This is a genomic window from Thermohahella caldifontis, from assembly GCF_041153465.1.
Taxonomy (GTDB): Bacteria; Pseudomonadota; Gammaproteobacteria; order Pseudomonadales; family Oleiphilaceae; genus Thermohahella; species Thermohahella caldifontis.
Genome location: NZ_CP154858.1, coordinates 1,371,836 through 1,394,037, shown reverse-complemented (window position 1 = coordinate 1,394,037; position 22,202 = coordinate 1,371,836). Strand labels below are relative to the sequence as shown.

At 62.8% G+C, this 22,202-nt stretch carries 25 protein-coding genes and 1 tRNA gene; 17 read left to right on the top strand and 9 right to left on the bottom strand.

What is annotated here, in order from left to right; all coding sequences use genetic code 11:
- Positions 1 to 62: 62 nt before the first annotated feature.
- The 3 genes from AAIA72_RS06895 to AAIA72_RS06885 all read left to right on the top strand — a co-directional run bounded on the left by AAIA72_RS06895 (position 63) and on the right by AAIA72_RS06885 (position 2,055).
- Positions 63 to 1,025 (top strand): chemotaxis protein CheV, encoded by a 963-nt coding sequence (locus AAIA72_RS06895; protein WP_369602668.1) that lies wholly within the window; start codon positions 63 to 65, stop codon positions 1,023 to 1,025.
- Positions 1,000 to 1,884 (top strand): protein-glutamate O-methyltransferase CheR, encoded by an 885-nt coding sequence (locus AAIA72_RS06890; protein ID WP_369602667.1) that lies wholly within the window; start codon positions 1,000 to 1,002, stop codon positions 1,882 to 1,884. The genes AAIA72_RS06895 and AAIA72_RS06890 overlap by 26 nt, the downstream gene beginning before the upstream one ends.
- An 80-nt stretch (positions 1,885 to 1,964) precedes the next feature.
- Positions 1,965 to 2,055: transfer RNA gene (locus AAIA72_RS06885), tRNA-Ser, on the top strand.
- 524 nt (positions 2,056 to 2,579) lie between these two features.
- Here AAIA72_RS06885 and AAIA72_RS06880 read toward each other — a convergent pair.
- Positions 2,580 to 3,791 carry an IS256 family transposase gene (locus tag AAIA72_RS06880; protein WP_369602666.1) on the bottom strand — a complete coding sequence of 404 codons (1,212 nt, stop codon included), beginning with the start codon at positions 3,789 to 3,791 and terminating at the stop codon, positions 2,580 to 2,582.
- Between the two features lie 255 nt (positions 3,792 to 4,046).
- Between AAIA72_RS06880 and AAIA72_RS06875 the strand changes: the two genes are divergently transcribed.
- Positions 4,047 to 5,735, top strand: coding sequence for a hypothetical protein (locus AAIA72_RS06875; protein ID WP_369602665.1), 1,689 nt, complete (start codon positions 4,047 to 4,049; stop codon positions 5,733 to 5,735).
- 39 nt (positions 5,736 to 5,774) lie between these two features.
- On the opposite strand, the gene AAIA72_RS06870 is transcribed toward AAIA72_RS06875, so the two are convergent.
- The 7 genes from AAIA72_RS06870 to AAIA72_RS06840 all read right to left on the bottom strand — a co-directional run bounded on the left by AAIA72_RS06870 (position 5,775) and on the right by AAIA72_RS06840 (position 9,457).
- Complete coding sequence (locus AAIA72_RS06870) at positions 5,775 to 6,185, bottom strand: hypothetical protein (protein WP_369602664.1); 411 nt, start codon at positions 6,183 to 6,185, stop codon at positions 5,775 to 5,777.
- Positions 6,182 to 6,700: a zinc ribbon domain-containing protein gene (locus AAIA72_RS06865; RefSeq protein WP_369602663.1), complete on the bottom strand. Its 519-nt coding sequence runs from the start codon at positions 6,698 to 6,700 to the stop codon at positions 6,182 to 6,184. The genes AAIA72_RS06870 and AAIA72_RS06865 overlap by 4 nt, the downstream gene beginning before the upstream one ends.
- Positions 6,604 to 7,527: a recombinase family protein gene (locus AAIA72_RS06860; protein ID WP_369602662.1), complete on the bottom strand. Its 924-nt coding sequence runs from the start codon at positions 7,525 to 7,527 to the stop codon at positions 6,604 to 6,606. Before AAIA72_RS06860 ends, AAIA72_RS06865 begins: the two co-directional genes overlap by 97 nt.
- A 3-nt stretch (positions 7,528 to 7,530) precedes the next feature.
- Positions 7,531 to 7,956 carry a DUF2924 domain-containing protein gene (locus AAIA72_RS06855; protein WP_297526718.1) on the bottom strand — a complete coding sequence of 142 codons (426 nt, stop codon included), beginning with the start codon at positions 7,954 to 7,956 and terminating at the stop codon, positions 7,531 to 7,533.
- A complete protein-coding gene (locus tag AAIA72_RS06850) occupies positions 7,953 to 8,138 on the bottom strand; it encodes a hypothetical protein (protein ID WP_369602661.1) in 186 nt (61 codons plus the stop codon). Before AAIA72_RS06850 ends, AAIA72_RS06855 begins: the two co-directional genes overlap by 4 nt.
- Before the next feature lie 111 nt (positions 8,139 to 8,249).
- Positions 8,250 to 9,137 (bottom strand): ImmA/IrrE family metallo-endopeptidase, encoded by an 888-nt coding sequence (locus AAIA72_RS06845; RefSeq protein WP_369602660.1) that lies wholly within the window; start codon positions 9,135 to 9,137, stop codon positions 8,250 to 8,252.
- Positions 9,134 to 9,457, bottom strand: coding sequence for a helix-turn-helix domain-containing protein (locus tag AAIA72_RS06840; protein ID WP_369602659.1), 324 nt, complete (start codon positions 9,455 to 9,457; stop codon positions 9,134 to 9,136). Before AAIA72_RS06840 ends, AAIA72_RS06845 begins: the two co-directional genes overlap by 4 nt.
- A gap of 146 nt (positions 9,458 to 9,603) precedes the next feature.
- Here AAIA72_RS06840 and AAIA72_RS06835 point away from each other — a divergent pair, with 146 nt between their 5' ends.
- Both AAIA72_RS06835 and AAIA72_RS06830 read left to right on the top strand, forming a co-directional pair.
- Positions 9,604 to 10,776 carry a hypothetical protein gene (locus AAIA72_RS06835; RefSeq protein ID WP_369602658.1) on the top strand — a complete coding sequence of 391 codons (1,173 nt, stop codon included), beginning with the start codon at positions 9,604 to 9,606 and terminating at the stop codon, positions 10,774 to 10,776.
- The gene (locus tag AAIA72_RS06830) at positions 10,773 to 11,717 is read left to right on the top strand and encodes a hypothetical protein (protein ID WP_369602657.1); all 945 of its coding nucleotides are present in this window, start codon (positions 10,773 to 10,775) and stop codon (positions 11,715 to 11,717) included. The genes AAIA72_RS06835 and AAIA72_RS06830 overlap by 4 nt, the downstream gene beginning before the upstream one ends.
- Positions 11,718 to 11,719: 2 nt before the next feature.
- On the opposite strand, the gene AAIA72_RS06825 is transcribed toward AAIA72_RS06830, so the two are convergent.
- Positions 11,720 to 12,406: an NYN domain-containing protein gene (locus AAIA72_RS06825; protein ID WP_369602656.1), complete on the bottom strand. Its 687-nt coding sequence runs from the start codon at positions 12,404 to 12,406 to the stop codon at positions 11,720 to 11,722.
- 208 nt (positions 12,407 to 12,614) lie between these two features.
- Between AAIA72_RS06825 and AAIA72_RS06820 the strand changes: the two genes are divergently transcribed.
- The 11 genes from AAIA72_RS06820 to AAIA72_RS06770 all read left to right on the top strand — a co-directional run bounded on the left by AAIA72_RS06820 (position 12,615) and on the right by AAIA72_RS06770 (position 21,941).
- Positions 12,615 to 13,925, top strand: a complete 1,311-nt coding sequence (locus tag AAIA72_RS06820) for an ISNCY family transposase (RefSeq protein WP_369599988.1) — start codon at positions 12,615 to 12,617, stop codon at positions 13,923 to 13,925.
- Between the two features lie 226 nt (positions 13,926 to 14,151).
- Positions 14,152 to 14,373 (top strand): helix-turn-helix transcriptional regulator, encoded by a 222-nt coding sequence (locus tag AAIA72_RS06815; protein WP_369602655.1) that lies wholly within the window; start codon positions 14,152 to 14,154, stop codon positions 14,371 to 14,373.
- Complete coding sequence (locus AAIA72_RS06810; protein WP_369602654.1) at positions 14,370 to 14,843, top strand: hypothetical protein; 474 nt, start codon at positions 14,370 to 14,372, stop codon at positions 14,841 to 14,843. The genes AAIA72_RS06815 and AAIA72_RS06810 overlap by 4 nt, the downstream gene beginning before the upstream one ends.
- A gap of 5 nt (positions 14,844 to 14,848) precedes the next feature.
- The gene (locus tag AAIA72_RS06805; protein WP_369602653.1) at positions 14,849 to 15,127 is read left to right on the top strand and encodes a hypothetical protein; all 279 of its coding nucleotides are present in this window, start codon (positions 14,849 to 14,851) and stop codon (positions 15,125 to 15,127) included.
- Positions 15,124 to 15,990 carry an ATP-binding protein gene (locus tag AAIA72_RS06800; RefSeq protein ID WP_369602652.1) on the top strand — a complete coding sequence of 289 codons (867 nt, stop codon included), beginning with the start codon at positions 15,124 to 15,126 and terminating at the stop codon, positions 15,988 to 15,990. Before AAIA72_RS06805 ends, AAIA72_RS06800 begins: the two co-directional genes overlap by 4 nt.
- Positions 15,987 to 16,565 carry a hypothetical protein gene (locus tag AAIA72_RS06795; protein WP_369602651.1) on the top strand — a complete coding sequence of 193 codons (579 nt, stop codon included), beginning with the start codon at positions 15,987 to 15,989 and terminating at the stop codon, positions 16,563 to 16,565. The genes AAIA72_RS06800 and AAIA72_RS06795 overlap by 4 nt, the downstream gene beginning before the upstream one ends.
- A gap of 12 nt (positions 16,566 to 16,577) precedes the next feature.
- Complete coding sequence (locus AAIA72_RS06790) at positions 16,578 to 18,251, top strand: DEAD/DEAH box helicase (RefSeq protein WP_369602650.1); 1,674 nt, start codon at positions 16,578 to 16,580, stop codon at positions 18,249 to 18,251.
- A gap of 73 nt (positions 18,252 to 18,324) precedes the next feature.
- Positions 18,325 to 18,669: a DUF6511 domain-containing protein gene (locus AAIA72_RS06785; protein ID WP_369602649.1), complete on the top strand. Its 345-nt coding sequence runs from the start codon at positions 18,325 to 18,327 to the stop codon at positions 18,667 to 18,669.
- Between the two features lie 10 nt (positions 18,670 to 18,679).
- Positions 18,680 to 19,435 (top strand): hypothetical protein, encoded by a 756-nt coding sequence (locus tag AAIA72_RS06780; RefSeq protein WP_369602648.1) that lies wholly within the window; start codon positions 18,680 to 18,682, stop codon positions 19,433 to 19,435.
- Positions 19,432 to 21,606 (top strand): AAA family ATPase, encoded by a 2,175-nt coding sequence (locus AAIA72_RS06775; RefSeq protein WP_369602647.1) that lies wholly within the window; start codon positions 19,432 to 19,434, stop codon positions 21,604 to 21,606. The genes AAIA72_RS06780 and AAIA72_RS06775 overlap by 4 nt, the downstream gene beginning before the upstream one ends.
- A complete protein-coding gene (locus AAIA72_RS06770) occupies positions 21,603 to 21,941 on the top strand; it encodes a hypothetical protein (protein WP_369602646.1) in 339 nt (112 codons plus the stop codon). Before AAIA72_RS06775 ends, AAIA72_RS06770 begins: the two co-directional genes overlap by 4 nt.
- Positions 21,942 to 22,202 lie beyond the last annotated feature (261 nt).

Below are 22,202 nucleotides of genomic sequence, written 5' to 3'. Positions count from 1 at the left end.
CGATGCCCGGAAAGGTATCAAGCAAACGGCGTGCCGGCTGAATTAAACGGGAGACCGGAGTCATGGCAGGTATTCTGGATAGTGTGAATCAAAGAACCCAGATGGTGGGGGAAAACCGCCTGGAGCTGCTGTTGTTCAGGCTTCAGGGGCCACAGATCTATGGCATCAACGTGTTCAAGGTGAAAGAAGTCCTGCAATGCCCGAGGCTGACCATGATGCCCAAGCGTCATCCCGCAGTCAGGGGAGTGGCGCACATCCGCGGCGGCACCATACCGATCCTTGACATGGGCATGGCGACGGGGTTGCCTCCGGTTCCCGAAGACAAGATTCAGCAGTGCTTCGTGATCATTACGGAATACAACCGCAAAACCCAGGGTTTTCTGGTTCAGGGCGTCGAGCGCATCGTCAACATGAATTGGGGAGATATTCATCCTCCCCCCAAGGGCGCAGGCAAGGACAATTATCTGACTGCGGTGACCCGGCTGGATGACAAGCTAGTCGAGATCATTGATGTCGAAAAGATTCTCTCGGAAGTCGCTCCGGCCAGGGAAAACGTCTCCGAGGGCGTGATTGCCGAGGACGTGGTGGAAGAGGCACGCAGGCTCAAGGTACTGGTCGTGGACGATTCCGCCGTGGCGCGGCGGCAGATCATGCACTGCATGAAGGCTGTGGGTGTCGAGGTGGAAAGCAAGAACAACGGCCGGGAGGCATTGGACTATCTCAAGTCGCTGGTGGAAGATGGCAGCGACATCAGTGATCACTTGGTCCTGATGATTTCCGATGTGGAAATGCCTGAAATGGATGGCTACACCCTGACCACACAATGCAAGCAGGATCCGCGATTGCAGAGCCTTTACATCATGCTCCATACTTCCCTGAGCGGAGTATTCAACAAGGCGATGGTCCAGAAAGTGGGTGCAGACGACTTCATGGCCAAGTTCAGCCCGGATGAGCTGGCGTCCAGGGTGGCGTCCATCATCAAGGAACGTACAGGACAGGATGTCGGGCAGGGCGAGGCCGGCTGATCGCCAGTGGCCGCGAGAAAGAGGAGGCAGTGCTCTGGTTAGCGCGAATGAATACGAGGTCTTCAGGGACTGGCTGGAGAAAAGCAGCGGCATCCTGCTGGGTGATAACAAGCAATACTTGGTCAAGAGTCGCCTGAGGAAAATTCTGGCAGAGCATGGTATCAGCAGCCTCACCGAGCTGGTGGATCGTATCCGGAAGCAGCCACGCAGTGGTTTGCGCGAGGCGGTCGTTGACGCCATGACAACAAATGAAACCCTGTGGTTCCGGGACATCCACCCGTTCCGTATTCTGGAAGAGCGGCTATTGCCCGAACTTGCGGAAGAGCGTACCACCCAGCCCATCCGGATCTGGTCGGCCGCCTGTTCGACCGGTCAGGAGCCGTATTCCATTGCCATGGTGATTGCCGAGCTGAAGAAGACCAAGCCGCACTTGGTGCGTCGCCCGGTCCGCATTGTGGCGACTGACCTCTCGGGCCGGGTGCTGGACATTGCCAAACGGGGCGAGTACGAGATGCTCGCCATCGGTCGCGGGTTGTCCCGGGAACGCCTGCGCATGCACTTTGATGAGGTGGAGTCCGGGGTCTGGAAGGTCAAGCCGGAGATTCAGCGCATGGTGGAGTTCCGGCCGCTGAACCTCAAGGATTCCTATGCCTTGCTGGGCAAGTTCGACATCATTTTCTGCCGCAACGTACTGATCTATTTTTCTGCGGATCTCAAGAAGGACATCCTGACCCGCATGCACGGTGCGCTGAAGAAGGGGGGCTACCTCATGCTGGGCGCGTCGGAATCGCTCAGCGGCATGCAGGACAAGTTCGACATGGTGCACTGCAGTCCGGGGATCGTTTACCGGGCCAAATAGTGATGGCTCCCGGCGCCGTAATGCTTGCATTTTGCGCCGGCTTTCTGTATCTTGCGCACCTCAAATGATTGCCCTTCAACGGTGAGGTGTCCGAGTGGTTGAAGGAGCACGCCTGGAAAGCGTGTATACGGTAACCCCGTATCGAGGGTTCGAATCCCTCCCTCACCGCCAATACACGAAAACGCCGGTTCTCTGAAGCCGGCTTTTTGTGCCCGGAGCCCCGTCGTTCCGGGCGTTTCGGCCCCAGCAAGCGCACCTCGGGCTCGCCGCTCCATCCCGCCATTCTCCCGTTCTGGTTCTCTCCTGGACCGAGTTTCTCTGCCACCACCCCTCGGAAGCGTACCCCTCAAGTGCTGTTGTTACGCTTGCATGAGCATTGCAGATCAATGACTTATAGGAGTTGGTTAAAATTTGTTCGATTTCGACGACTGGCCTCGGATGTCCGGGGCGAACGCCCTCGGCGCTTGCTGGCGAGTATCCATGTCGGGTATACCCGCGGCGGCTGGCTCATATTCTGAGCCCATGCCCGGATTATCCTATGCAGATGACGGAGTACGCCAAACTTGGCGCAGGATTCAGCAACATCAGAACTTCCCGGAATGACCGTCGAGGTGGATGAGACAACTGGGGTGTGGATCACGCGGGAGGTAGTGTCCCGTCAAGTGGTGTAAGTCCGGGTCTCCAGTCTCATCCTCTCAAGCCGCCTGCTGGTCTTCGAGCAACGGCTGTGCCTGAGCGTTGTCCGGGATGATGACCCGAGCCAGGCTTTCCTGGCTCATGTAGCGGCGGGTCACCTGCCATTCATCCGTCTGCCCGGCGAGCAGCGTGCCGACCAGGCGCACGATCGCAGCGTTGTTCGGGAAGATCCCAATGACCCGCGAGCGGCGCTTGATCTCCTTGTTCAGCCGTTCCAGCGGGTTGGTCGAGGCCAATTGCGGCCAGTGTTCCTTCGGAAAGCCCATGAAGGCCAGCACGTCGTCTTCGGCCCCGTCCATCAGCGCCGATAGTTTCGGAAAGCGTTCGCGCAGCTTGTCTGACGTCTCCCGCCATTGAGCCCTTGCCTGCGCCTGATCCTCCTGTACGAAGGCCGTGCGGATCACCGCGGCGACCATCTGGTGCTGGCGCCGCGGCACGTGGGCCAGGGCGTTGCGCATGAAGTGCACCCGGCAGCGCTGCCAAGTCGCACCGATGACCTTGGCGATCGCCTGCTTCAGGCCCTCGTGCGCATCCGAGATCACCAGCCGCACTCCGGACAGACCCCGCCGCATCAGGCCGCGCAGGAAGTCCATCCAGAAGGCCTCCGTCTCGGCCGGACCCACTGCCATACCCAGCGTCTCGCGCCGCCCCTCGGCGTTCACAGCGACCGCCACGACCACAGCCTGGCTCTCTACCGAGCCCCGCTCGCGCGACTTCACGTAGGTCGCATCCAGCCACAGGTAAGGCCACTGGCCGCGGATCTCGCGACTCAGGAACGCCTCGACCCGCTCATCGAGTTCTGCGCACAGCCGCGATACTTGGCTCTTCGAGATTCCCGTCATCCCCAACGCCTGCACCAGATCATCGACCTTGCGCGTCGAGATCCCTTTCACGTAGGCCTCCTGGACCACGGCCACCAGTGCCTGCTCCGAGGCCTTGCGCGGCTCCAGGAAGCTCGGAAAGTAGCTACCCGAGCGCAGCTTCGGAATCTTCAGATCCAAAGTCCCCAGACGCGTTTCCAGCGTCCGCGCGCGGTAGCCATTGCGGTGATTCACACGCCCCGGGCTGCGCTCATGCAGACCCGCGCCACAGCGCGATTCGGCCTCCGCCTCCATCAGCCGCTGCAACACAAGCTGTCCCAGCTCACGCAGCAAATCCCTGTCCGCATACTTCTCAGCCAATCGAATCAATGCCATCCTATCTTCGGTCATCGTGGTGCTCTCCGTCTCTGGTGAAGGTGTCGTAACCTCCAGTTTACGGAGACCCACGGTGGCTACCTAGCCACCGCAAAGATTTACACCACTTCCGGGGACACTACCACGCGGGAGGCCGGGGACTGCTCCCCGGCATTTGCGCTGCGCCAGGAGCTGCTGGAGCGGCTGGCCAAGGCGGACGGCCATATTAATGCCGCCGATCGCAAGTTATGGCACGAGACCGAGCGCGGACTGTGGTCGGCGAGGCAGGCCATGGCGCGGGTCGCCGAGGTATGGCTTGTGCTGTTAGGGGAACTGCCGGCGTTGCCGCCCATAGAGCGTTACCTGAAAAAGGAGGTCATGCAGGCACGGCTGCAGGCGATTGCCGCTATGCCAAAACCACCGGTCTTGGAGTCCCTCTGGCAGGACGCAAGGCTGGCCGAAGACGCGATTCTCGCCACGCCTTTCCCGGAGTTGTCCACGCCGTTGTCCGATTCCAGTCGGGCAGCGCTGAACGATGGGCTGGCGCGACAGGATCGCTATATCACAGCCTTGCGAGGATTGGTGCGTGTCATGGAATCCGCTTTCGCAGCCCGTTTCATCGCACTGCGACCGGGCGACTGGTTGCGCTTGGAGGACAGGGCGCTGGCAAACCACATGTTGCTGAATGGATTCACGCACCTGGCGGACCGTATGCACGCAGATGGCGTGACCGGCAGGATCCTTGCGCTACGGGGGTTGACGGCCTGGGTCTTCTTCCCGGCGGCGGCGGAGCATGCCTTGGATGAGGCGATTCGCGGCTACCACCTGGCTTATACGCGCGTCGTGCGTGTCGAGCCACCCTCGAACGGTCCCATCGCCGCACCGGGTTACTACTGGCTGGTGCGAGCAGGTCGGCGTATGCGCAAGGCGAGAGTTTTGTTACAGAAGATGCGCGGGACCGACTTTCCCAGCGTCCGCGACATGCTGTTCGACGCTCTGGATGCCGCGGCGAAAGCGTGGTGGGCGAGTTTCGCGCCAGGCGAAGCCCCGGTCGCTTGGCCTCATCGCATGCCGGGACACGTGTATGAACTAGGAGGCACCGCGCCCGCCGAGGTTGCCGACCCGTTGCTCAAATCCATGCGGCGCGTCGAGATGTTGAGCGGGTGGCGCGGAGGGCAACGGATAACAGATTTCGATCCAAGCGGATTGCTGCAATTGGCGGTGGTTCTCGAGGTGGCTGAACAGGCGATCACCCGGCTGGAGGAACTCGTCGCGCCCGAGGTTGATCTCGCGGTGGGTGACCGGGTTCTGCTCCACGACGGCGTACCAGCGTACGTAACCAAGCGAGGCGGCGTGCATCTGGAGCTCGATCTGGGGCAGGATGCGACGCGCGAGGCGAGACTGTTCCACGATTACCTGCAGATCATCGCCCGGGCGCATGACAAAACCGGTCGTGAACGTGGTCATCGGGCCAGCAACATCAACCGTCCCACTGTTGCCGATATACAGGAGGCGATCGCCGACTGGGAGGAGGCCGTCAGCTGGATAGAGAAGGGCTGGGATTGCATCGAGGAGTACCAATCCGATGTTGGCTGTCGCGAGGTGGTCGATGATCTGATAGAGCGCTTCGGTGGTGAGTCCACGCTAGCGGATGAACTCTTGCTTCGGCTGAAACGGGCCGACGAGCGGTTCAGAGCGGCGACCAAGGAGGCGCGTATATCGATTTTCGATTGCGGCCCAAAGTTCCAGTATGTCGACGAGGAACACATCTATCTGCTGCCCTTGAATGAGTACGATCCGCGACGGCACTGGTACTTCTATCGCTGGCAACCGGACTGCCCCTATTCCCTGGGAGGGCATGACGCCTATTCGTACCAAAAAGAACAGTACGGGCTGGATTTTCTCAACATGACGGAGGATCAGCTGCTGGATGCTGTGCGCAGGGAAGTTTCGCGCTGGAAGGAACGGTTCGGGCATTAATCAGCATCTTGCCTGGAACGCCTGCCCCCTCCATGGCTATCAAAACCCGAACTGCTTCCGCTGCAGCTCCCACAGGTGGGGAAAGGGATCCATGAAGTCGGCCAAGGTCAGGTGTGCCGGGTGGGTGCTGTTGAGGATCGCTTCCTGGATGTCCGGCGCCAGCAGGGTCAGGCGCAGAATCCGTGAAGCGTAGCTGGCGCTGGTGATGCCCTCAGCCTCGGCGAGTTCCTTGACGCTCTCGTACTTGCCCCTGGCCAGCCAGCGGCTCCACCGGTGGGCTCGGATCAGGGCGTTGAGCAGGGTCACGTCCGCCTCCTCGTTGCGGTCCGGGTTCACCGGCTGTCCGGTGGGCGAGAGGATGGTCTTGCGGCCGGCGTTGCGCGCCAGCCGGGCCGGAATGAAGATTTCGATCCGCTTGCCGTCACGGCTCAGGTTGATTCGGGGCTTCATGCCGTCATCTCCTTCGTTTCGCGCGCCGCGGCCTTGATGTCCAGCACAAGGCTGTTGATGCCGCAGGTGCGGATGTCGATGTGGACGCCTTCCGGTTCCACGCGGATGCGCTCGATGAAAAGCTGCAGCAGCCGGGCCTGCTCCTTGTGGTAGAGGTGATCCCAGACGGCCTCGATGGATTGCAGGCTTTCGCGCACCTCGTCCTCGGTGATGCCGTCGTCGAGCGTGTTCGCGACCTTCCAGGTGCTGACGATCATGGCGGGATTCCTGAAGATCGCCTTGATCTGGTCGAAGACGATGCCCTCGATGTCACCGGCCCGCACCAGGCGCACCGGACATTCCTCGTAGCCTTTCTTGTTGGCGGTGTGGGTGACGTAGTAGCGGTAGATCTTGTCGCCCCGCCGGGTGTGGGAGGGCGTCATCGCCTTGCCGTCGGGGCCGTAGAGCAGCCCCTTGAGCGGCGCCGGCGTCTTGCGCCGGCAGTCGGCGGCGCGCCGGCCGCGGTCCTGCGCCATGATCGCCTGGGCCTTGTCCCACAGGTCCTGGTCGATGATGGCCTGGTGTTCCCCGGGTACCACTTGTCCTTGTGCCGGATCTCGCCCAGGTAGAGGCGGTTCTTGAGGATCTTGTAGATCGTGGTCTTGGTGAAGGGAAAGCCGTTGTTCATCCGGCCGTCGCGCCCGCGCCGGCGCTTGGTGCGGAAGCCCTGCTCGTTGAGTTCCTTGCACAGCAGGGTGGTGGATCCCAGCCGGACGAAGCGGTTGAAGATGCGCCGCACCAGGGCCGCCTCCAGCTCGTTGGGTACCAGCTTGCGGTTGGCGACGTCGTAGCCCAGCGGCACATGGCCGCCCATCCACATGCCTTTCTTCTTCGACAGGGCGATCTTGTCCCGGATCCGCTCCCCGGTCACCTCGCGCTCGAACTGGGCGAAAGAGAGGAGGATGTTCAGCGTGAGCCGCCCCATGGAGGTGGTGGTGTTGAACTGCTGGGTGACCGAGACGAAAGAGACGCCGTGCTTGTCGAACAGGTCGATGATCTGGGCGAAGTCGCCCAGGGAGCGGCTGAGCCGGTCCACCTTGTAGACCACGACCACATCGATCTTGTCCGTCTTCACGTCATCCAGCAGCCGCCGCAAGCCGGGACGGTCCATGGAGCCGCCCGAGTAGCCGCCATCGTCATAGCGGTCGGGCAGGAGCACCCAGCCCTCGTGCTTCTGCGACCGGATATAGGCCTCGCCGGCCTCGCGCTGGGCGTCCAGGGAGTTGAACTCCTGTTCCAGGCCCTCCTCGGAGGATTTGCGGGTATAGACCACGCAGCGGACGCATTTCGTTTTTCCTGCCATGGTTCACTTCCCCGTTAAGCCGAAAAACAGCGGGCCGGACCAGCGGGTGCCGGTGATCTCCCGCGCGATATGGGACAGGCTGCGGTAGTTGCGCCCCTGGTACTCGAAGCCGTTGCGGGTCACGGTGACATGGTGCTCGACGCCCTGATATTCCCGGATCAGTCGGGTGCCGACGGCGGGGCGCTTGATCCGTCGGCTGCTGGGTTTGACCTGCTCACCGCTTCGTACCAGCCGCTTGATGCGGTCCTGCGCTGAATCGGACAGGCCACCGTAGGCCAGCTCCTGGATGCGCCAGGCCAGCCGCGGGATGAGGTAGTCTCGCTTCTTGCGCGGGGCCGGCTCGTCGAACAGCTCACGCCAGAGGCGCCTCAGCTCGTCGTTGTCCAGCGACGGCAGGGCCGCCACCTTGCCGATTACGTCATCGCTCATCGTTCATCTTCTCCGTTGGGATAGGGATCATGATGAACGCTTCCGGCGGGCAGGAAGTCCAGTGGAACTTCGCTCTCTTTTCGGGCGTTCCGGAGGCGGATCACGCCTGCTGCGAGGATCTCGGCGGCCTCGGTGATGCGTTCCTCGTCGGTGAGGTCTTGCGTAGGTAGAAAGGTTTGCATCGCTTGTTCCGGTTAGCGTCGAAAGATTCGAAACCGTTGACAAGCGATATTGTCCGGAAGGCGGCACTCCGCCTCATCTCGAAGGCGCGTGCCAGTGCGTAGGAATGACAGTCAGAATCCCCGGGAGAACCGGTCGGCGACGTCTTCCTCGGGTTCCTCGTCCAGCCGGTCGTAGCCGCCGATGTCGTCGAGGAGCAGTACGGTCAGGGTCTTCTCGTATTCTTCCGAGTAGATGGTGTGCTCGACCACTTCCTCGTCGTCGAACCACACGCCGGGGCCGTGGCGGACGCCGTTGCGTGCTTCATGGGAAAAGGTCTGTTGCGCCGCCATCGAGGCGGCGGGCACCTCATTGTAGCCACGGCGCGTTGCGAAGTATTTGCCGCTTTTGAAGGCCTTGGTGCTGGACTTGGCCCAGTGCATCCCGCCCTCTTCGGAAAAGACCGCGATGGCACGCCTGGGTGTGAACTCCAGCCAGCGCAGCACGGCCGAGGTCAGGGAAACCCCGTAGCGGTCGGCGCAGTGGCCGAGCAGGTCGAAGCTGAAGCGCTCATTTTCCGTCTGGCTGCGGAAATCATGGGCCGGCATAAGCAGGCAGGCCGCGAAGGCGTTGGCTTCCTCCTCCCGCTCTGTATACCCCGAGTCGTAGCGGAGCATATCGCCGGTGCCGCATTCGATGCCGTTCGTATCGAAGTCTTTCCGGTGGAGCATGTAATGGCCCAGTTCGTGGGCCAGGGTGAAGCGCAGGCGTCCGGGATGCTGGATGTTGGTGTTGTACAGGATGGCCCATTCCGGCTTCTCCGGGTTCCTGAGCAAGGCACCCTCGAAGCGGTCGAAGGTGTCGCCCCGAACCATTGTGATCGGGTCTTCGTTGAAATCGGGCGTGAGATGCAGAGCGATGTGCTCAATGTCGACGGGGTAGCGGTCTTCCGGTGGAAGGGCAAGATCCAGAATATGCGAAATTCGGTTGGCTTCCTTGTGGGGCCGCTTCTTCCCGGTCACTGCTTGCGGCTCCAGGCATCGACGATGTCTTCGATTTTCCGCTGATCCTCCGGGCTCAGTCCCTGGAATTTGCGGAAGAACGCTTCCTTGCGCACCTCGTCGGTCGGCTCGGTCATGCCGTTGTCGACCAGGTACTCGGTGGTCGTGTCCAGCGTCCGGGCGATGGCGGCGAGCTTCTCCGCGGAGGGGCGCTTGACCCCGCGGTTCTCCAGCTCCCAGATGTAGCTCTTCCCTGACCCCACCATCTCGGCGAGTTGCTCCAGGGTCAGTCCCTTGGCCTTGCGCAGCTTCTTGATCTTCGATCCCAGCAGGTTGGCCATGGTCCGTTCCCGTGATTTTTTGCTTGAAAATCAGAAGTTCAGTATAGGCATACGAGTTGTGCTTGACAAGCGTTATTCCCGCTTCTACCTTAGGGGTTCTCTGTAGTGAACTTTTTGTGCTCCCGCAGACAAAGAGGACCCCGATCATGCCAATCGTTCGAAACTTCATCCGTCACGCTTCCGCCGAAGGCCTGCGGGAGTATTTCACCCACAAGAAGATCCCCCTCGAGGGCGTGGACTGGACGCAGGACCCGGATGCGGTCACGCAGAACGTCATCCAGCTGGTCGACCATCTCGATTCCGACGCGAAGGCCCGATTGCGCATCGACGCCGAACGCATCTACCACATGGCCGACGAGATCGGTCAGGCGGCCTTGCTCGAGGCCGTCGGTGACGTGACGACGTTCCGGTCGCTGGAATCCGCCGTGGAGCGGAGCCGCTGGGTCTACCTGCACGAGCCGGACAATTTCCGGCATGCCGAGGACATCCGCTACGCGGACCAGTACCGCTTCGGCCGGAATTGGGGCGGCTACCAGAGCGAGCCGGGGATCACGCTTGCCACGGACCCAGTGTCGATCGAGGCGTTCCAGTCCCGGCTGCGGGAGATGTTCGGACTCGGCGACAAGGTGAAGATCGAGGTCTTCGAACGGACCCTGCCTGATGGGGAAGGCGAGGAAACCGAGGTCATCCAGGTGATGATCTATCAGGAGGGGTTGCCGGATTCCTACCTGGAGTTCGCCGGCAACGACATCGTCCCACGGATCCGCCGGCCCGTGTCCGAGCACGCCGTCATCTATGCCCCGGAGTCCGGCGTCATCGAGGTGGTGGCCTCACGCCGGGAGCGCCGGGACACCATCGCCAGGGCCTTCACCCGGGAACTGCTGAAGCAGCCGGTCGAAGCGGTGCAGGTCCCGCTGCGGCGCTACAACCTGCAGCCGCTCATGTCCCGGCCCAACCTGGACACCGATCCCGAGGACGGGATCGAATCGGTCGAGGTGGTTATGATCCGGCTGAAGGATACCGGTGAACAAGGGTGGCTTACCCTTGAGGTACCGGTGCGCTCTGACATGAACCTCTACGAATATGCCGATGAGTTTCTCGGAGACCGCAATCCCCTGAAGTCGGGATTTTTCTTTCCAACGCAAGCAAAGCTCTCCATTCGCTTCCATCCTGAAAATGGCGCCAAGCGGGGCAAGGTGCTGCCGGTCAAGATCTCCATGCCGAACGGTTGCGATCTCCGTAGCCGGACGGACCGTGAGCGGCTGATCGGCGAAAAATACCTCAAGCGCTGGGGCCTGCTCGAGGACGCTGGGGAATGACGGCTGGGCAACCCCGGTTCTCGCGAGCTGCGCTGGCCCTTTTGCTGCGCGCCGCAGGACACCCGAAGGCTCTCCTGAACGCGGCACTGGCCGAGGATTTCCCCGAGATCGGCGAACTACTTTCGAACCGATGGCTGGTTCCGTCCGGTAACCGCACCGGACACATCGAAGTGGACGGTCGAGACTACGAACTGGAGTGGGACAGTGAACGTAAGGCCTATCGGTATTTCTCGCCCACGGCCGGCTGGGTCACCGTCCCGCCCGACCGGTTGAAGTCCTGCAAGGTCCATTTCGAGCAGTTGCTGTCGGCGATCCGACAGTGGCTCGATATGCCGGAGCGCACCCAACCAGAGGCTCTACTGCCGGAGCTACTGTGGGAACTGGGAGAGACCTGGATCGGCCGGCGTAGGATGGCGGTACTCTTTCTGCGACGGGCGGGTCTCCCGGAAACCCACTCAAGTGTACGGACGGCGCTTCTCGAATATCCCCGGCGGGGATCCTGCCTCATTCTTACGGATACCAACCCGAGCCGGCATGGCCCCACTTTGCCAGGGGACCCGATCCTCTTACCCCTGCTGGATCTCTTTTCGCCGAATCGTGATGTTCTGGAGAGGGTGGACATGGAAACCCTGGCCACCTTCGTCGGGATGTCCGCTCAGTCCACGAAAGAGTGGGCACCCGTGGAGTGCAGCGAGGACGGCGGTTATCTGCGTATCCATGAGCGGAAGTACCGTTTTACCGGTCACACGCACAAGAGGATCGTCCGCATTCTCTATGAGGCATGGGAGCGAGGTGAACCTCGATTGAGGACAGCCAAGGTTCTTGTGGAAGTAGAGGCGGGGTCGACGGTAAGGACAATGAGCCACGTATTCAGCGGATGCAAGGAAGACTGGAAATCGGCCATCGGCTATGGTGGCGGTTATTGTTGGCTCATGGTGTAAGGTCACCAGTAATTGGGGCGAAGGATGGGTTTTTTCTTCGTTGGGATCGGGTTCGGTAACTGGCTGTTCGCAAGCTCACTATCCAAGATGTAACGTCTTGTCCAGTTCGCATATTGGCTAAGCCGCTGATTAGGCGGACGATGTGCCTTTCCTGGTTCTGGTTTCGATATCGGAATGACGATCCCAATATCGACATTGTTTCCAACATCCATCCGAATCATCTGTAGTGCCGGTTCAAGGTCGGTGTCATTCGACACCAACACAATCTGATCGCACTCTTTCCGAATGACATCACGATATGCATGGAGTGCGATACTGACGTCGGTTTGCTTTTCTTCCAATCGCCAGACATCCACTCGGTCGGATTTATCCAGTGGACGTTTATAACGCGGGAGTTTTGCGTAGTCGAGCGAGTAAAAACCTTTGATGATCTCGATGTGATCGGGATAGAGGGTTGTCAAAGCCCTGTGATAATCGTTCTGTGCTTTCTGTGCTGCTTGACCGTGAGAGGCAACCCTGGCCTTGATGTCAGCAGTAAAGTATTTGGTTTTGACAACTTTGGCCTGAGGTGACTGGGCTCTGATGATGTGCTCTGAAAATAATCGATAGATATCCAGCCACTTGTAAGGCGAGTGTTTCAAGCGGCCATAGTATAGATTGTACCCATCGATGTAGACGATCGTTCGCACCGGTTTCCTTACCCCAGAAATGGAAAAACCGCCTTTCGGCGGTTTTTCCGCCCCGAGCGGGAGTCAACTGAATGACCTCGCAAGGGGTGAGTCGTTAACACGATTATCGTCCAACAACGACAGAAACTCAAGCCCCTGTTAGCCCAAAGCTGTAATGTCCCCTTCTCGCAATTCTAAAATGTCCCCTTTTGGGATACAGGAGGGGGCAATGGCAGAGGAGACCATTGCAATGACGCAAAAAGCGATCGATCGGCTGGCAATCATTCAGCAGGTGACCGCAAAACAGCTTCGGCAACAGGAAGCTGCCCGGCAGCTTGGGCTGAGTGTCCGGCAAGTTAAGCGTCTGGTCGCCCGCTTTCGTCAGAAGGGGCCGTCAGGACTGGTTTCCGGCCATCTCGGTAAACGCCCGGGCAATGCAATTCCCGGGGCCGTGCGCAAGGAAGTACTCTCTCTGGTTCGCACACGCTACCCTGATTTCGGACCAACGCTTGCCTGTGAAAAACTCACCGCACTGCATGGATACAAGCTGTCAGCCGAGACCCTCCGACAGTGGATGATCGCTGACGGACTCTGGAAACCCGGAAAACGCAAGGCCGCCCGGATTCACCAGCGACGTCCCAGACGGCCCTGTCGCGGCGAGCTGATTCAGATTGACGGCTCACCACATGACTGGTTTGAAGGGCGCGGCCCGCGCTGCACCCTGATCGTGTTCATTGATGACGCCACCAGTGAACTGATGGCATTACGCTTCGCCCCGGCCGAGACCACCTGGGCTTACCTGCAGACACTGCAAGGCTATCTGGCCGAGCACGGCCGCCCCGCTGCTTTGTATTCCGACAAGCACAGCATCTTCCGGGTAAACCAACCCGAGCGCGAAGGTGAGCTGACCCAGTTCACCCGGGCTCTCAAAACGCTGGATATCGAGCCCATTCATGCCAATACCCCTCAGGCCAAGGGGCGTGTCGAGCGTGCCAACCAGACGCTTCAGGACCGCCTCGTCAAGGAGTTGCGTCTTGCGGGCATCTCGGACATTGAGACCGCCAATGCCTGGCTGCCGGGCTTTATGCGCGATTTCAACGCACGCTTTGCCAAACCCGCCCAGAACGCCACGGATGCTCACCGCCCCGTTCTGCACACACCAGAGGAGCTGGCGCTCATCCTGTGCCTGCACAACCACCGAAAGCTCTCAAAGAACCTGACCTTTCAGTTCAGGAACCGGGAATACCAGCTCACCGGCTATGGAAAGGGCTATCGGCTCCGGGGCGCCCGGATCACCATCTGTGAAGCACAGGATGGCCATGTGACGGTGCTCCACAAAGGGCATCAACTGGATTGGCAAATCCTGAGCGAAGGCGAGCCCCCGGTCCCTTTGGATGACGAGAAAAGCCTCCACCAACGTGTCGACAAGGCGAGAGCCAGACAAAAGGCATCCTCAGGCAGAAAGCCCGCGCCGGACCATCCATGGCGACGTTCTCCGGTTGGTAAAGCGGCCTCCGGCAGGCAGTCGGTAACCTCCTGAAACAGGATACCCAAAGGGGACACTTTAGCTTTGGTAAAAAGGGGACATTTTAGAATTGGGTTGACACAGAAACTCAAGCCCCATAGTGACTTGATAGTATCGGGAGGCGCGATTTGACGCAACTCATTGATTCCTAACCCATCTCCTAACCTCCACCTGACCGGCTCCTAACCGCTCACCCCGCATCCTTTCTCCTGCGTTTCGCACGAACCCGCAGGAGAAAACGATGACCGTAAGACATCTCAATCAGGCCGAACTGGCCGACCGCTGGAAGATCTCCCAGCGAACCCTGGAGCGCTGGCGCGCCATCGGGTGGGGGCCCTGCTTCCTGAAGATCGGAGGCCGGGTCGTCTACCGCCTCGAGGACATCGAGGCCTATGAGCGCCAGCACATGCGTGCCTCCACTTCCGAGCCCGCGCATCAGCCGCAGGCGGGAGGTGCCGCATGACCGCTACCTTCACCCCCGACCAGGTGCTGGCGACGCCGCCCGGCGATCTCGCGAGGCAGCCCGCCGAGACCCTGTTCCGACTCAAGAACGATGCCGCCGACCTGCTGGCCTCGGCTCGTACGCTGGTCGAGCACATCGACCGCGCCCTGGAGCTGAAGTACGCCGATCGGGCGCAGGCCCTTCGCCTGGCGGCCGGCAAGGATACCGGCGTGGTGCATTTCGATGACGGTCCGGTGCGCGTCACCGCGGACCTGCCCAAGCGGGTCTCCTGGGACCAGAAGCGGCTCGCCGAGATCGTGCGCCGGATCGAGGCCAGCGGCGACGACCCTGCCGAGTACGTCGAGGTCAGCTATCGCGTGCCCGAGAGCCGCTTCAACGCCTGGCCCGAGTCCATCCGGCAGGCCTTCGCGCCCGCCCGCACCCTCAAGACCGGAAAACCCGGGTTCCGTCTCGCTCTGATGCAGGAGTAACTGACATGTTCAAAAAACGCACTTTGCTCGACCGTCTGCGCAAGCAGAACCTGTTTCTGGATGAACTCCCCTCGCTGATCCACGTGGACGGCACGGAGGTGGCTCTCGAGGAAGCCACGCTCGATCAGGTAGCGTTCGCCATCCTCGAGATGGAAGAAGGCCTCCGTCCTGTCAGCCGGCGCATGCACGCGCTCCGCGAACTGGTGGAACAAGCCCGCAAACGCCGCGGGCTCGGCGCGCAGTGCCTCGACGAGATCTTCTCCGACGAGGAGGCCCGGTCATGAGCCTGCCCATCATCTCCGCTGATGAACGCCTCGCCGAACGGCGGGGGGTCAAGGGGGTGCTGGTGGGTCGAAGCGGCATCGGCAAGACCTCACAGCTCTGGACCCTGGATCCCGAGCGCACGCTGTTCTTCGACCTGGAGGCCGGCGATCTGGCCGTCGAGGGCTGGGCGGGCGACACCATCCGCCCGCGCACCTGGCCCGAATGCCGGGACCTGGCCGTGTTCATCGGCGGGCCGGACCCGGCGCTGCGCAGTGATCAGGCCTACAGCCAGGCCCACTTCGACGCCGTCTGCGAGAAGTATGGCGATCCGTCTGTGATGGAAAAGTACGCAACGGTGTTCGTCGACTCCATCACCGTCGCCGGCCGGCTGTGCCTCCAGTGGTGCAAGGGACAGCCGCAGGCGCTCTCCGAGCGCACCGGCAAGCCCGACATGCGCGGCGCCTACGGTCTGCTGGGTCAGGAGATGATCGCCTGGCTCACCCATCTGCAGCACACCCGCGGCAAGAACGTCTGGTTCGTCGGCATCCTCGACGAGAGGCTCGACGACTTCAACCGCCGCGTCTTCCAGTTGCAGATCGAGGGCTCCAAGACGGGCCTGGAGCTGCCCGGCATCGTGGACGAGGTCATCACCCTGGCCGAGATCCGCGAGGCCGACGCCGAGCCGTACCGCGCCTTCGTCTGCCACACCCTGAACCCGTGGGGCTATCCCGCCAAGGACCGCTCCGGCCGGCTGGACCTCATCGAGGAGCCGCATCTCGGCCGCTTCATGGAGAAGATCGCCGGCCCTGCGCGGCCCGCCTCCGAGCGCCTGCGCTTCGACCGCCCCGCCAACCCCGAACCGAATGAAGAGGTGACCCCATGAGCTATTTCGACTTCAACAACGCCGAAGACCAGACCGGCTTCGACCTAATCCCCAAGGGCACCCTGGTCAAGGTGCGCATGACCATCCGCCCGGGCGGTTTCGACGACCCCACCCAGGGCTGGACCGGCGGCTACGCCACCCAGAGCCAGACCACGGGCTCGGTCTATCTCAACTGCGAGTTCGTGGTGCTGGAGGGCCCATACGCCCGGCGCAAGATGTGGTCGCTGATCGGGCTGCACAGCCCCAAGGGGCCGGAGTGGGCCAACATGGGCCGCGCCTTCATCAAGGGCATCCTCAACTCCGCCCGCGGCGTGCATCCCGGAGACAACTCTTCCGGCGCGCAGCAGGCGCGCCGGATCCAGGGCTTTCAGGATCTGGACGGCATCGAGTTCGTCGCCCGCGTGGATGTCGAGAAGGACCAGAACGGCGAGGACCGAAACGTAGTCAAGCAGGCGATTACGCCCGACCACAAGGACTACGCCGCGGTCATGGGGCAGCCCTCGGCTCCGGCCGCGCCTCAGCAGACGCAGGCCGCGCCGGGAACGAAGCCCAATCGCCCCAGCTGGGCGCAGTGAGGAGGGCTGGCGATGATACTGAGACCCCGACAGAAGGTGTTTGTCGAGCGCGTGCTCCGCGCGCTCGACAAGCACGGCGACACGCTCGGCGTGGCCCCAACGGGCGGAGGTAAAACGATCATGTTATCGGCGGCGGCCGGCAGCATCCTGCACGACACCGACGCCAAGGCCTGCATCCTCGCCCATCGCGACGAGCTGACCGGCCAGAACGCCGCCAAGTTCTCCCGCGTCAACCCGAAGATCACTACTTCGATCTTCGACGCCCGCCAGAAGTCCTGGGCCGGCCAGGCCACCTTCGCCATGGTCCAGACGCTGGCCCGCGAGAACAACCTCAAGCGGATGCCGACGTTGGACCTGCTGGTGGTGGACGAGGCCCATCACGCGGCCGCACCCAGCTATCGGCGCATCATCGACCACGTCCGCGATCGCAATCCCGACGCGCGGGTGTTCGGCGTCACCGCCACCCCGGGCCGCGGCGACGGCAAGGGGCTGCGGCCGGTGTTCAGCAACGTGGCCGACCAGATCACCCTGGGCGAGCTGATCCGCTCCGGGCATCTGGTGCCGCCGCGCACCTTCGTCATCGACGTGGGGACCCGGGACGCGCTGTCCCGGGTGAAGCGCACGGCGGACGACTTCGACATGGCGGAAGTGGACGCCATCATGAACCGCTTGCCCGTCACCGAGGCCGTGATCCGCCACTGGAAGGAGAAGGCCGGCGATCGCCAGACGGTGGTGTTCTGCTCCACGGTCGATCATGCCAGGAACGTGGCCGAAGCCTTCGAGGCCGCAGGCGTTCCGACCGTCGTGGTGCATGGCGACCAGCCTGCCGCCGAGCGCAAAGAACAACTTGACCGCTTCGCCCGGGGCGAGGCCCGGGTGGTGGTCAATGTCGCGGTGCTCACCGAGGGCTGGGACCATCAGCCGACTTCTTGCGTCGTATTGCTGCGGCCCAGCTCCTTCAAGTCCACCCTGATCCAGATGGTGGGACGGGGCCTGCGTACCGTCGATCCCAACGAGCATCCCGGCGTCACCAAAACCGACTGCATCGTGCTGGACTTCGGCACCAGCACGTTGCTGCATGGCTCCCTGGAGCAAGACGTCGATCTGGATGGCCGGACGTTCAAGGGCGAGGCGCCGAAAAAGGACTGCCCCAAATGCGGCGCCCAGGTGCCGGCGGCGTCATTGGAATGTCCCCTGTGTGGCCATGTCTGGGCGCGCACGCCGCCGGAAGAAGGCGACGAGCTGACCGACTTCGTGATGTCCGAGGTGGACCTACTCAAGCGTTCCTCCTTCCGCTGGTGCGATCTGTTCGGAGACGACGCGGCGCTGATGGCCACCGGCTTCAGCGCCTGGGCCGGCGTGTTCTGGTTGTCCGGTCGCTGGCACGCCGTGGGCGGCGGCAAACAGCTCGCGACCCGGCTGCTCGCCATCGGCGAGCGCACCGTCTGCCTGGCCCAGGCCGACGACTGGATCAATACCCACGAGAGCGACGACACCGCAGCCAAGTCCCGCCGCTGGCTCAACCAGCCGCCCACCGAGCAGCAGCTGCGCTACCTGCCTCCCGAGTACCGCCAGGACTTCGGCCTGACCCGCTATCAGGCCTCCTGCCTGCTGGCGTTCCGGTTCAACAAGCGCGACATCCAGGCCCGAGTGTTCGGCGCAGCAGACGCAAAGGAGGCGGCGTGACAAATGATCAGGACAGAGCATTTGCACAGCCGCGCAGCGGCTGCCCGAAGGGCGGCGCACAGGGAGGTGCGCCGTGATATGCGCGGTATGTGGACGCGAAGGGCGGGGCTTTTGCTGGGTGTCGCCGCCCAGAGCCGGAGTAAAGCGGCAGTTCAAGCGCTTCTGCTCCATGCGCTGCCAGGACATTCATGCGCGCAGGGCGAAGGCCGGAGGTGGCGTCGTGATTGATCCCACCCACAACGAGAAGGCTGCGATGGAGGCGGTGCTGCCCCGGCTCGGGGAATACGTCGCCTCCGTCGGCATGGACCGGCCGCTGGCCGACTACAGCCGCGAGGAGATCCTGCAACTGGTCGACGTGGTGCTCACCGCCTACTTCGACAACCTGCGGGATCTCACGCCCGATGACGTGCCGTTCTGAGGGGGTGGCCATGCTCGATTACAACCACCGCCCCAAATTCCATGATCAGGTCACGGCCGTCATCGACGCGGCGCTGACCGCCGAGCATGCGTCCCGGACGCCGCGCAGTTATCTGGGCGCTTCACGCCTCGGCGTCGCGTGCGAGCGCGCGCTGCAGTACGAGTACGCCCAGGCCCCGGTCGATCCGGGACGTGAACTGCCCGGCCGGGTCCTGCGGATCTTCGAGGTCGGGCACGCGCTGGAAGCGTTGGCGATCCGCTGGCTGCGGCTGGCCGGATTCGATCTCCATACCGAAAAGGCCGACGGCGGGCAGTTTGGCTTCTCGGTGGCCGACGGCCGCATCCAGGGCCATGTGGATGGCATCCTGGCCGGCGGTCCCGAGACGCTGGGCCTCGCGTATCCCGCGCTGTGGGAGTGCAAGACCATGAACGCCCGCGCCTGGCGGGAGACCGTCAAGCGCGGCGTGGTCCAGGCCAAGCCGGTCTACGCCGCCCAGATCGCCGTCTACCAAGCCTACATGGAAGCGAGCGTTCCCGGCATCTCGCGCCACCCGGCGCTGTTCACCGCCATCAACAAGGACACCCAGGAACTCTGGTTCGAGCGGGTGCCGTTCGATGGAGGACTCGCCCAGCGCATGTCGGATCGCGCCGTGCGCATCCTCCAGGCCACCGAGGCGGGCGAGCTTCTGCCTCGCCTCGCCACCACGCCGATGCACCACGAGTGCAAGGGCTGCGCGTGGCAGGACCGTTGTTGGAGTCAGGCATGATGACCGACAACATCATTTGGCTGGACTTCAACGACGCGCCGGACCAACACGCCCTGCCCGAACGGGACACGGAGGCCCTGCGGCGCGGGCTGCTGGACCGGCTGGAAGCGGCGCTGATGCACCTGTTCCCTGATGGGAAGATCCGGGGCCGGCAGTTCTTCATCGGCGACGTCCAGGGCACGCCTGGCAAGAGCCTGGTGGTGACGCTCGACGGCGAGCATCGCGGTCTGTGGAAGGACTTTGCCACCGATGAAGGCGGTGATGCCATCGACCTGTGGGCTGCTGCTCGCGGGCTGTCGGCAAAACGGGACTTCCCGCAACTGGCCGAGGAGATCGGTCGCTGGCTGGGACAGCCGGAGCAACCCCGGAGCAAGCCCGACCGGAAACGCGCAGAGCCCCATCTGGACGATCTCGGCCCCTGGACCGCCAAGTGGGACTATCGGGACGCGCACGGCCAGCTGATCGCCTGCGTCTACCGCTTCGATCCGCCCACGGGCAAGGCGTACCGGCCCTGGGACGTGCGCGCCCGGCTCTGGCGCGCGCCCAGCCCGCGCCCGCTCTACAACCTGCTGGCAGTGGCCAGGGCGCGCGAGGTGGTGCTGGTCGAGGGCGAGAAGGCGGCCGACGCCCTCATCCGGGAGGGCATCGTTGCGACCACCGCCATGAACGGCGCACGGGTCCCGGTGGACAAGACCGACTGGTCGCCGCTCGCGGCCAAGGACGTCCTGATCTGGCCGGATCGGGATCCGCCCGGCTTGGACTACGCGGAGAACGCCGCCCGCGCCTGCGTGCAGGCGGGCTGTGTCTCCGTGGCCATTCTGGTGCCGCCGGCGGACAAGCCGGAAAAGTGGGACGCGGCCGATGCCGTGGCCGAAGGTTTTGATGTCGAGGCGTTCATCGCCCAGGGCGAGCGTCGGATCATCAAGGCCCCGACACCGCGACTGTCCACCTTCACGTTGGGTCAGCTGCTCGACGACGACTCGCCGCTGCCGGAGGACCTGATCGCGCCCCGGGTGCTCACGCCCGGCGGCCTGCTGGTGTTCGGCGGCGCGCCCAAGGTGGGCAAGAGCGACTTCCTGCTCTCCTGGCTCGCGCACATGGCCGCGGGCAGCGACTTCCTGGGTCTGCGCCCGTCGCGTCCCCTGCGGGTGTTCTACCTGCAGGCCGAGGTCCAATACCACTACCTGCGCGAGCGGGTAAAGGCGATCCGGTTGCCGGCGAGCCGGCTCGACCAGGCCCGCGACAACTTCGTGGCCACGCCGCACCTGAAGATGGTGCTCGACGACGAGGGCGTCCAGCGGGTGATCCCGGCCATCGAGGCCGCCTGGCCCGGGACTGGCGCGGACGTCATTGCTATCGATCCCATCCGCAACCTGTTCGACGGGGGCGATACGGGCGGCGAGAACGACAACGCGGCGATGCTGTTCTTCCTGTCGCAGCGCATCGAGCGCCTGCGCGACGCCGTCAATCCCGACGCCGGCATCATCCTCGTCCATCACACCCGCAAGCTCGGCAAGCGCCAGTTCGAGGAGGACCCGTTCCAGGCCCTGGCCGGCGCCGGCAGCCTGCGCGGTTACTACTCCACCGGGATGCTGCTGTTCCGCCCCGACGAGAGCCGCACCACCCGGCAGCTGATCTTCGAGCTGCGCAACGGCCCGGCCCTCCCCATGAAACATGTGGACAAGATCCATAGCGAATGGGTCGAGGTGCAGGCCAGCGAGCGGCTGGTGATGCAGGACTATGGCGAACGCCTGGACGCCGAGCGCAAACGCAAGCGCGACGTCATCCTGGAACTGCTCTTCGACGAGGCCGCCGAGGGACGCGTCTATACGGCAAACCAGTTTGCCGAGGCCTTCGAGGGAAAGGCCGGTCTCGGCGCCAATCGCACCATCCGCGAGCGGATCGGCGTGCTGGCCACCAAGGGCTACATCAAGTTTTTCCGCGACCCCGAGGACTATGGCCTGCCGCTGCTGGCGCGTACCCGCTTCGGCTACCTGTGCGTCGAGGGCATGACCGTACCCGGTCCCGAACGCATCGACGAGGAGACCGGCGAGGTCATCGCGACCGCGCTTCCCGTTCTGCCCACCCACTACAAGTGTCCGCAGACCGGTGCTGCGCTGCCGGTCGAGGACCCTACCGTCTGGATCTATCACGAGGAGGAAGATCGATGAGTTTGACGCCTTTCATTCGGCAGGCAAGGTTCACCCGTGCCGAAAAATCCAGTTGGCAGACCGCCTGCCAACTGCCAACTGGTTGCCAACTGGAATCCCGCAGAATCAACGGGTTGCGTCAGTTGGCAGTTGGCAAGGGCCAGTTGGCGGATCATGCCTGCCAACTGGAAAAATTGATTGATAAATCAGCCAATTACGATGATGAATCCAGTTGGCGGGAACTCTCCCTGTACTTACAGTACAGGAACCCACTGGCGTCACTGACGTTCGCCAGTGGGTTCTTTCGCGCCGGCCTCGCTGGGCCGGCCGGGGTGCGCTTCGGGAGGACGGACTGATGGATGCCGTCAACTTTCGCGTGGCCCCGATGGCAGGAAAAGCCATCCGGTATCGAGGCCAGCGCTATGAGCTGATCGGGTCGGAGCCGCACCGGCGCTGTGACGGGACGCTCTCGGTCATTCTCATTTGGCGGAGCCAATGCCCGGAATGTGGCGCATCCTTCACGACGACGTCGGGGCTTGTAACCAAACATCTCACTCGCCGTTGTCCACGTCATCGCTGGCCCGGCGTCCCGGTGGACGGCAAGCGCAGGGCATACC

Bases quoted from the DNA above. Each gene is read 5' to 3' on its own strand.
- AAIA72_RS06770 (WP_369602646.1), top strand. From the start codon at position 21,603: ATGAGTTTGACGCCTTTCATTCGGCAGGCAAGGTTCACCCGTGCCGAA.
- AAIA72_RS06875 (WP_369602665.1), top strand. From the start codon at position 4,047: ATGGCGCGGGTCGCCGAGGTATGGCTTGTGCTGTTAGGGGAACTGCCG.
- AAIA72_RS06775 (WP_369602647.1), top strand. From the start codon at position 19,432: ATGATGACCGACAACATCATTTGGCTGGACTTCAACGACGCGCCGGAC.
- AAIA72_RS06800 (WP_369602652.1), top strand. From the start codon at position 15,124: ATGAGCCTGCCCATCATCTCCGCTGATGAACGCCTCGCCGAACGGCGG.
- AAIA72_RS06810 (WP_369602654.1), top strand. From the start codon at position 14,370: ATGACCGCTACCTTCACCCCCGACCAGGTGCTGGCGACGCCGCCCGGC.
- AAIA72_RS06820 (WP_369599988.1), top strand. From the start codon at position 12,615: ATGGCAGAGGAGACCATTGCAATGACGCAAAAAGCGATCGATCGGCTG.
- AAIA72_RS06865 (WP_369602663.1), bottom strand. From the start codon at position 6,700: ATGGCGCAGGACCGCGGCCGGCGCGCCGCCGACTGCCGGCGCAAGACG.
- AAIA72_RS06835 (WP_369602658.1), top strand. From the start codon at position 9,604: ATGCCAATCGTTCGAAACTTCATCCGTCACGCTTCCGCCGAAGGCCTG.
- AAIA72_RS06870 (WP_369602664.1), bottom strand. From the start codon at position 6,185: ATGAAGCCCCGAATCAACCTGAGCCGTGACGGCAAGCGGATCGAAATC.
- AAIA72_RS06895 (WP_369602668.1), top strand. From the start codon at position 63: ATGGCAGGTATTCTGGATAGTGTGAATCAAAGAACCCAGATGGTGGGG.
- AAIA72_RS06860 (WP_369602662.1), bottom strand. From the start codon at position 7,527: ATGGCAGGAAAAACGAAATGCGTCCGCTGCGTGGTCTATACCCGCAAA.
- AAIA72_RS06805 (WP_369602653.1), top strand. From the start codon at position 14,849: ATGTTCAAAAAACGCACTTTGCTCGACCGTCTGCGCAAGCAGAACCTG.
- AAIA72_RS06790 (WP_369602650.1), top strand. From the start codon at position 16,578: ATGATACTGAGACCCCGACAGAAGGTGTTTGTCGAGCGCGTGCTCCGC.
- AAIA72_RS06840 (WP_369602659.1), bottom strand. From the start codon at position 9,457: ATGGCCAACCTGCTGGGATCGAAGATCAAGAAGCTGCGCAAGGCCAAG.
- AAIA72_RS06830 (WP_369602657.1), top strand. From the start codon at position 10,773: ATGACGGCTGGGCAACCCCGGTTCTCGCGAGCTGCGCTGGCCCTTTTG.
- AAIA72_RS06815 (WP_369602655.1), top strand. From the start codon at position 14,152: ATGACCGTAAGACATCTCAATCAGGCCGAACTGGCCGACCGCTGGAAG.
- AAIA72_RS06855 (WP_297526718.1), bottom strand. From the start codon at position 7,956: ATGAGCGATGACGTAATCGGCAAGGTGGCGGCCCTGCCGTCGCTGGAC.
- AAIA72_RS06780 (WP_369602648.1), top strand. From the start codon at position 18,680: ATGCTCGATTACAACCACCGCCCCAAATTCCATGATCAGGTCACGGCC.
- AAIA72_RS06880 (WP_369602666.1), bottom strand. From the start codon at position 3,791: ATGACCGAAGATAGGATGGCATTGATTCGATTGGCTGAGAAGTATGCG.
- AAIA72_RS06890 (WP_369602667.1), top strand. From the start codon at position 1,000: ATGTCGGGCAGGGCGAGGCCGGCTGATCGCCAGTGGCCGCGAGAAAGA.
- AAIA72_RS06795 (WP_369602651.1), top strand. From the start codon at position 15,987: ATGAGCTATTTCGACTTCAACAACGCCGAAGACCAGACCGGCTTCGAC.
- AAIA72_RS06850 (WP_369602661.1), bottom strand. From the start codon at position 8,138: ATGCAAACCTTTCTACCTACGCAAGACCTCACCGACGAGGAACGCATC.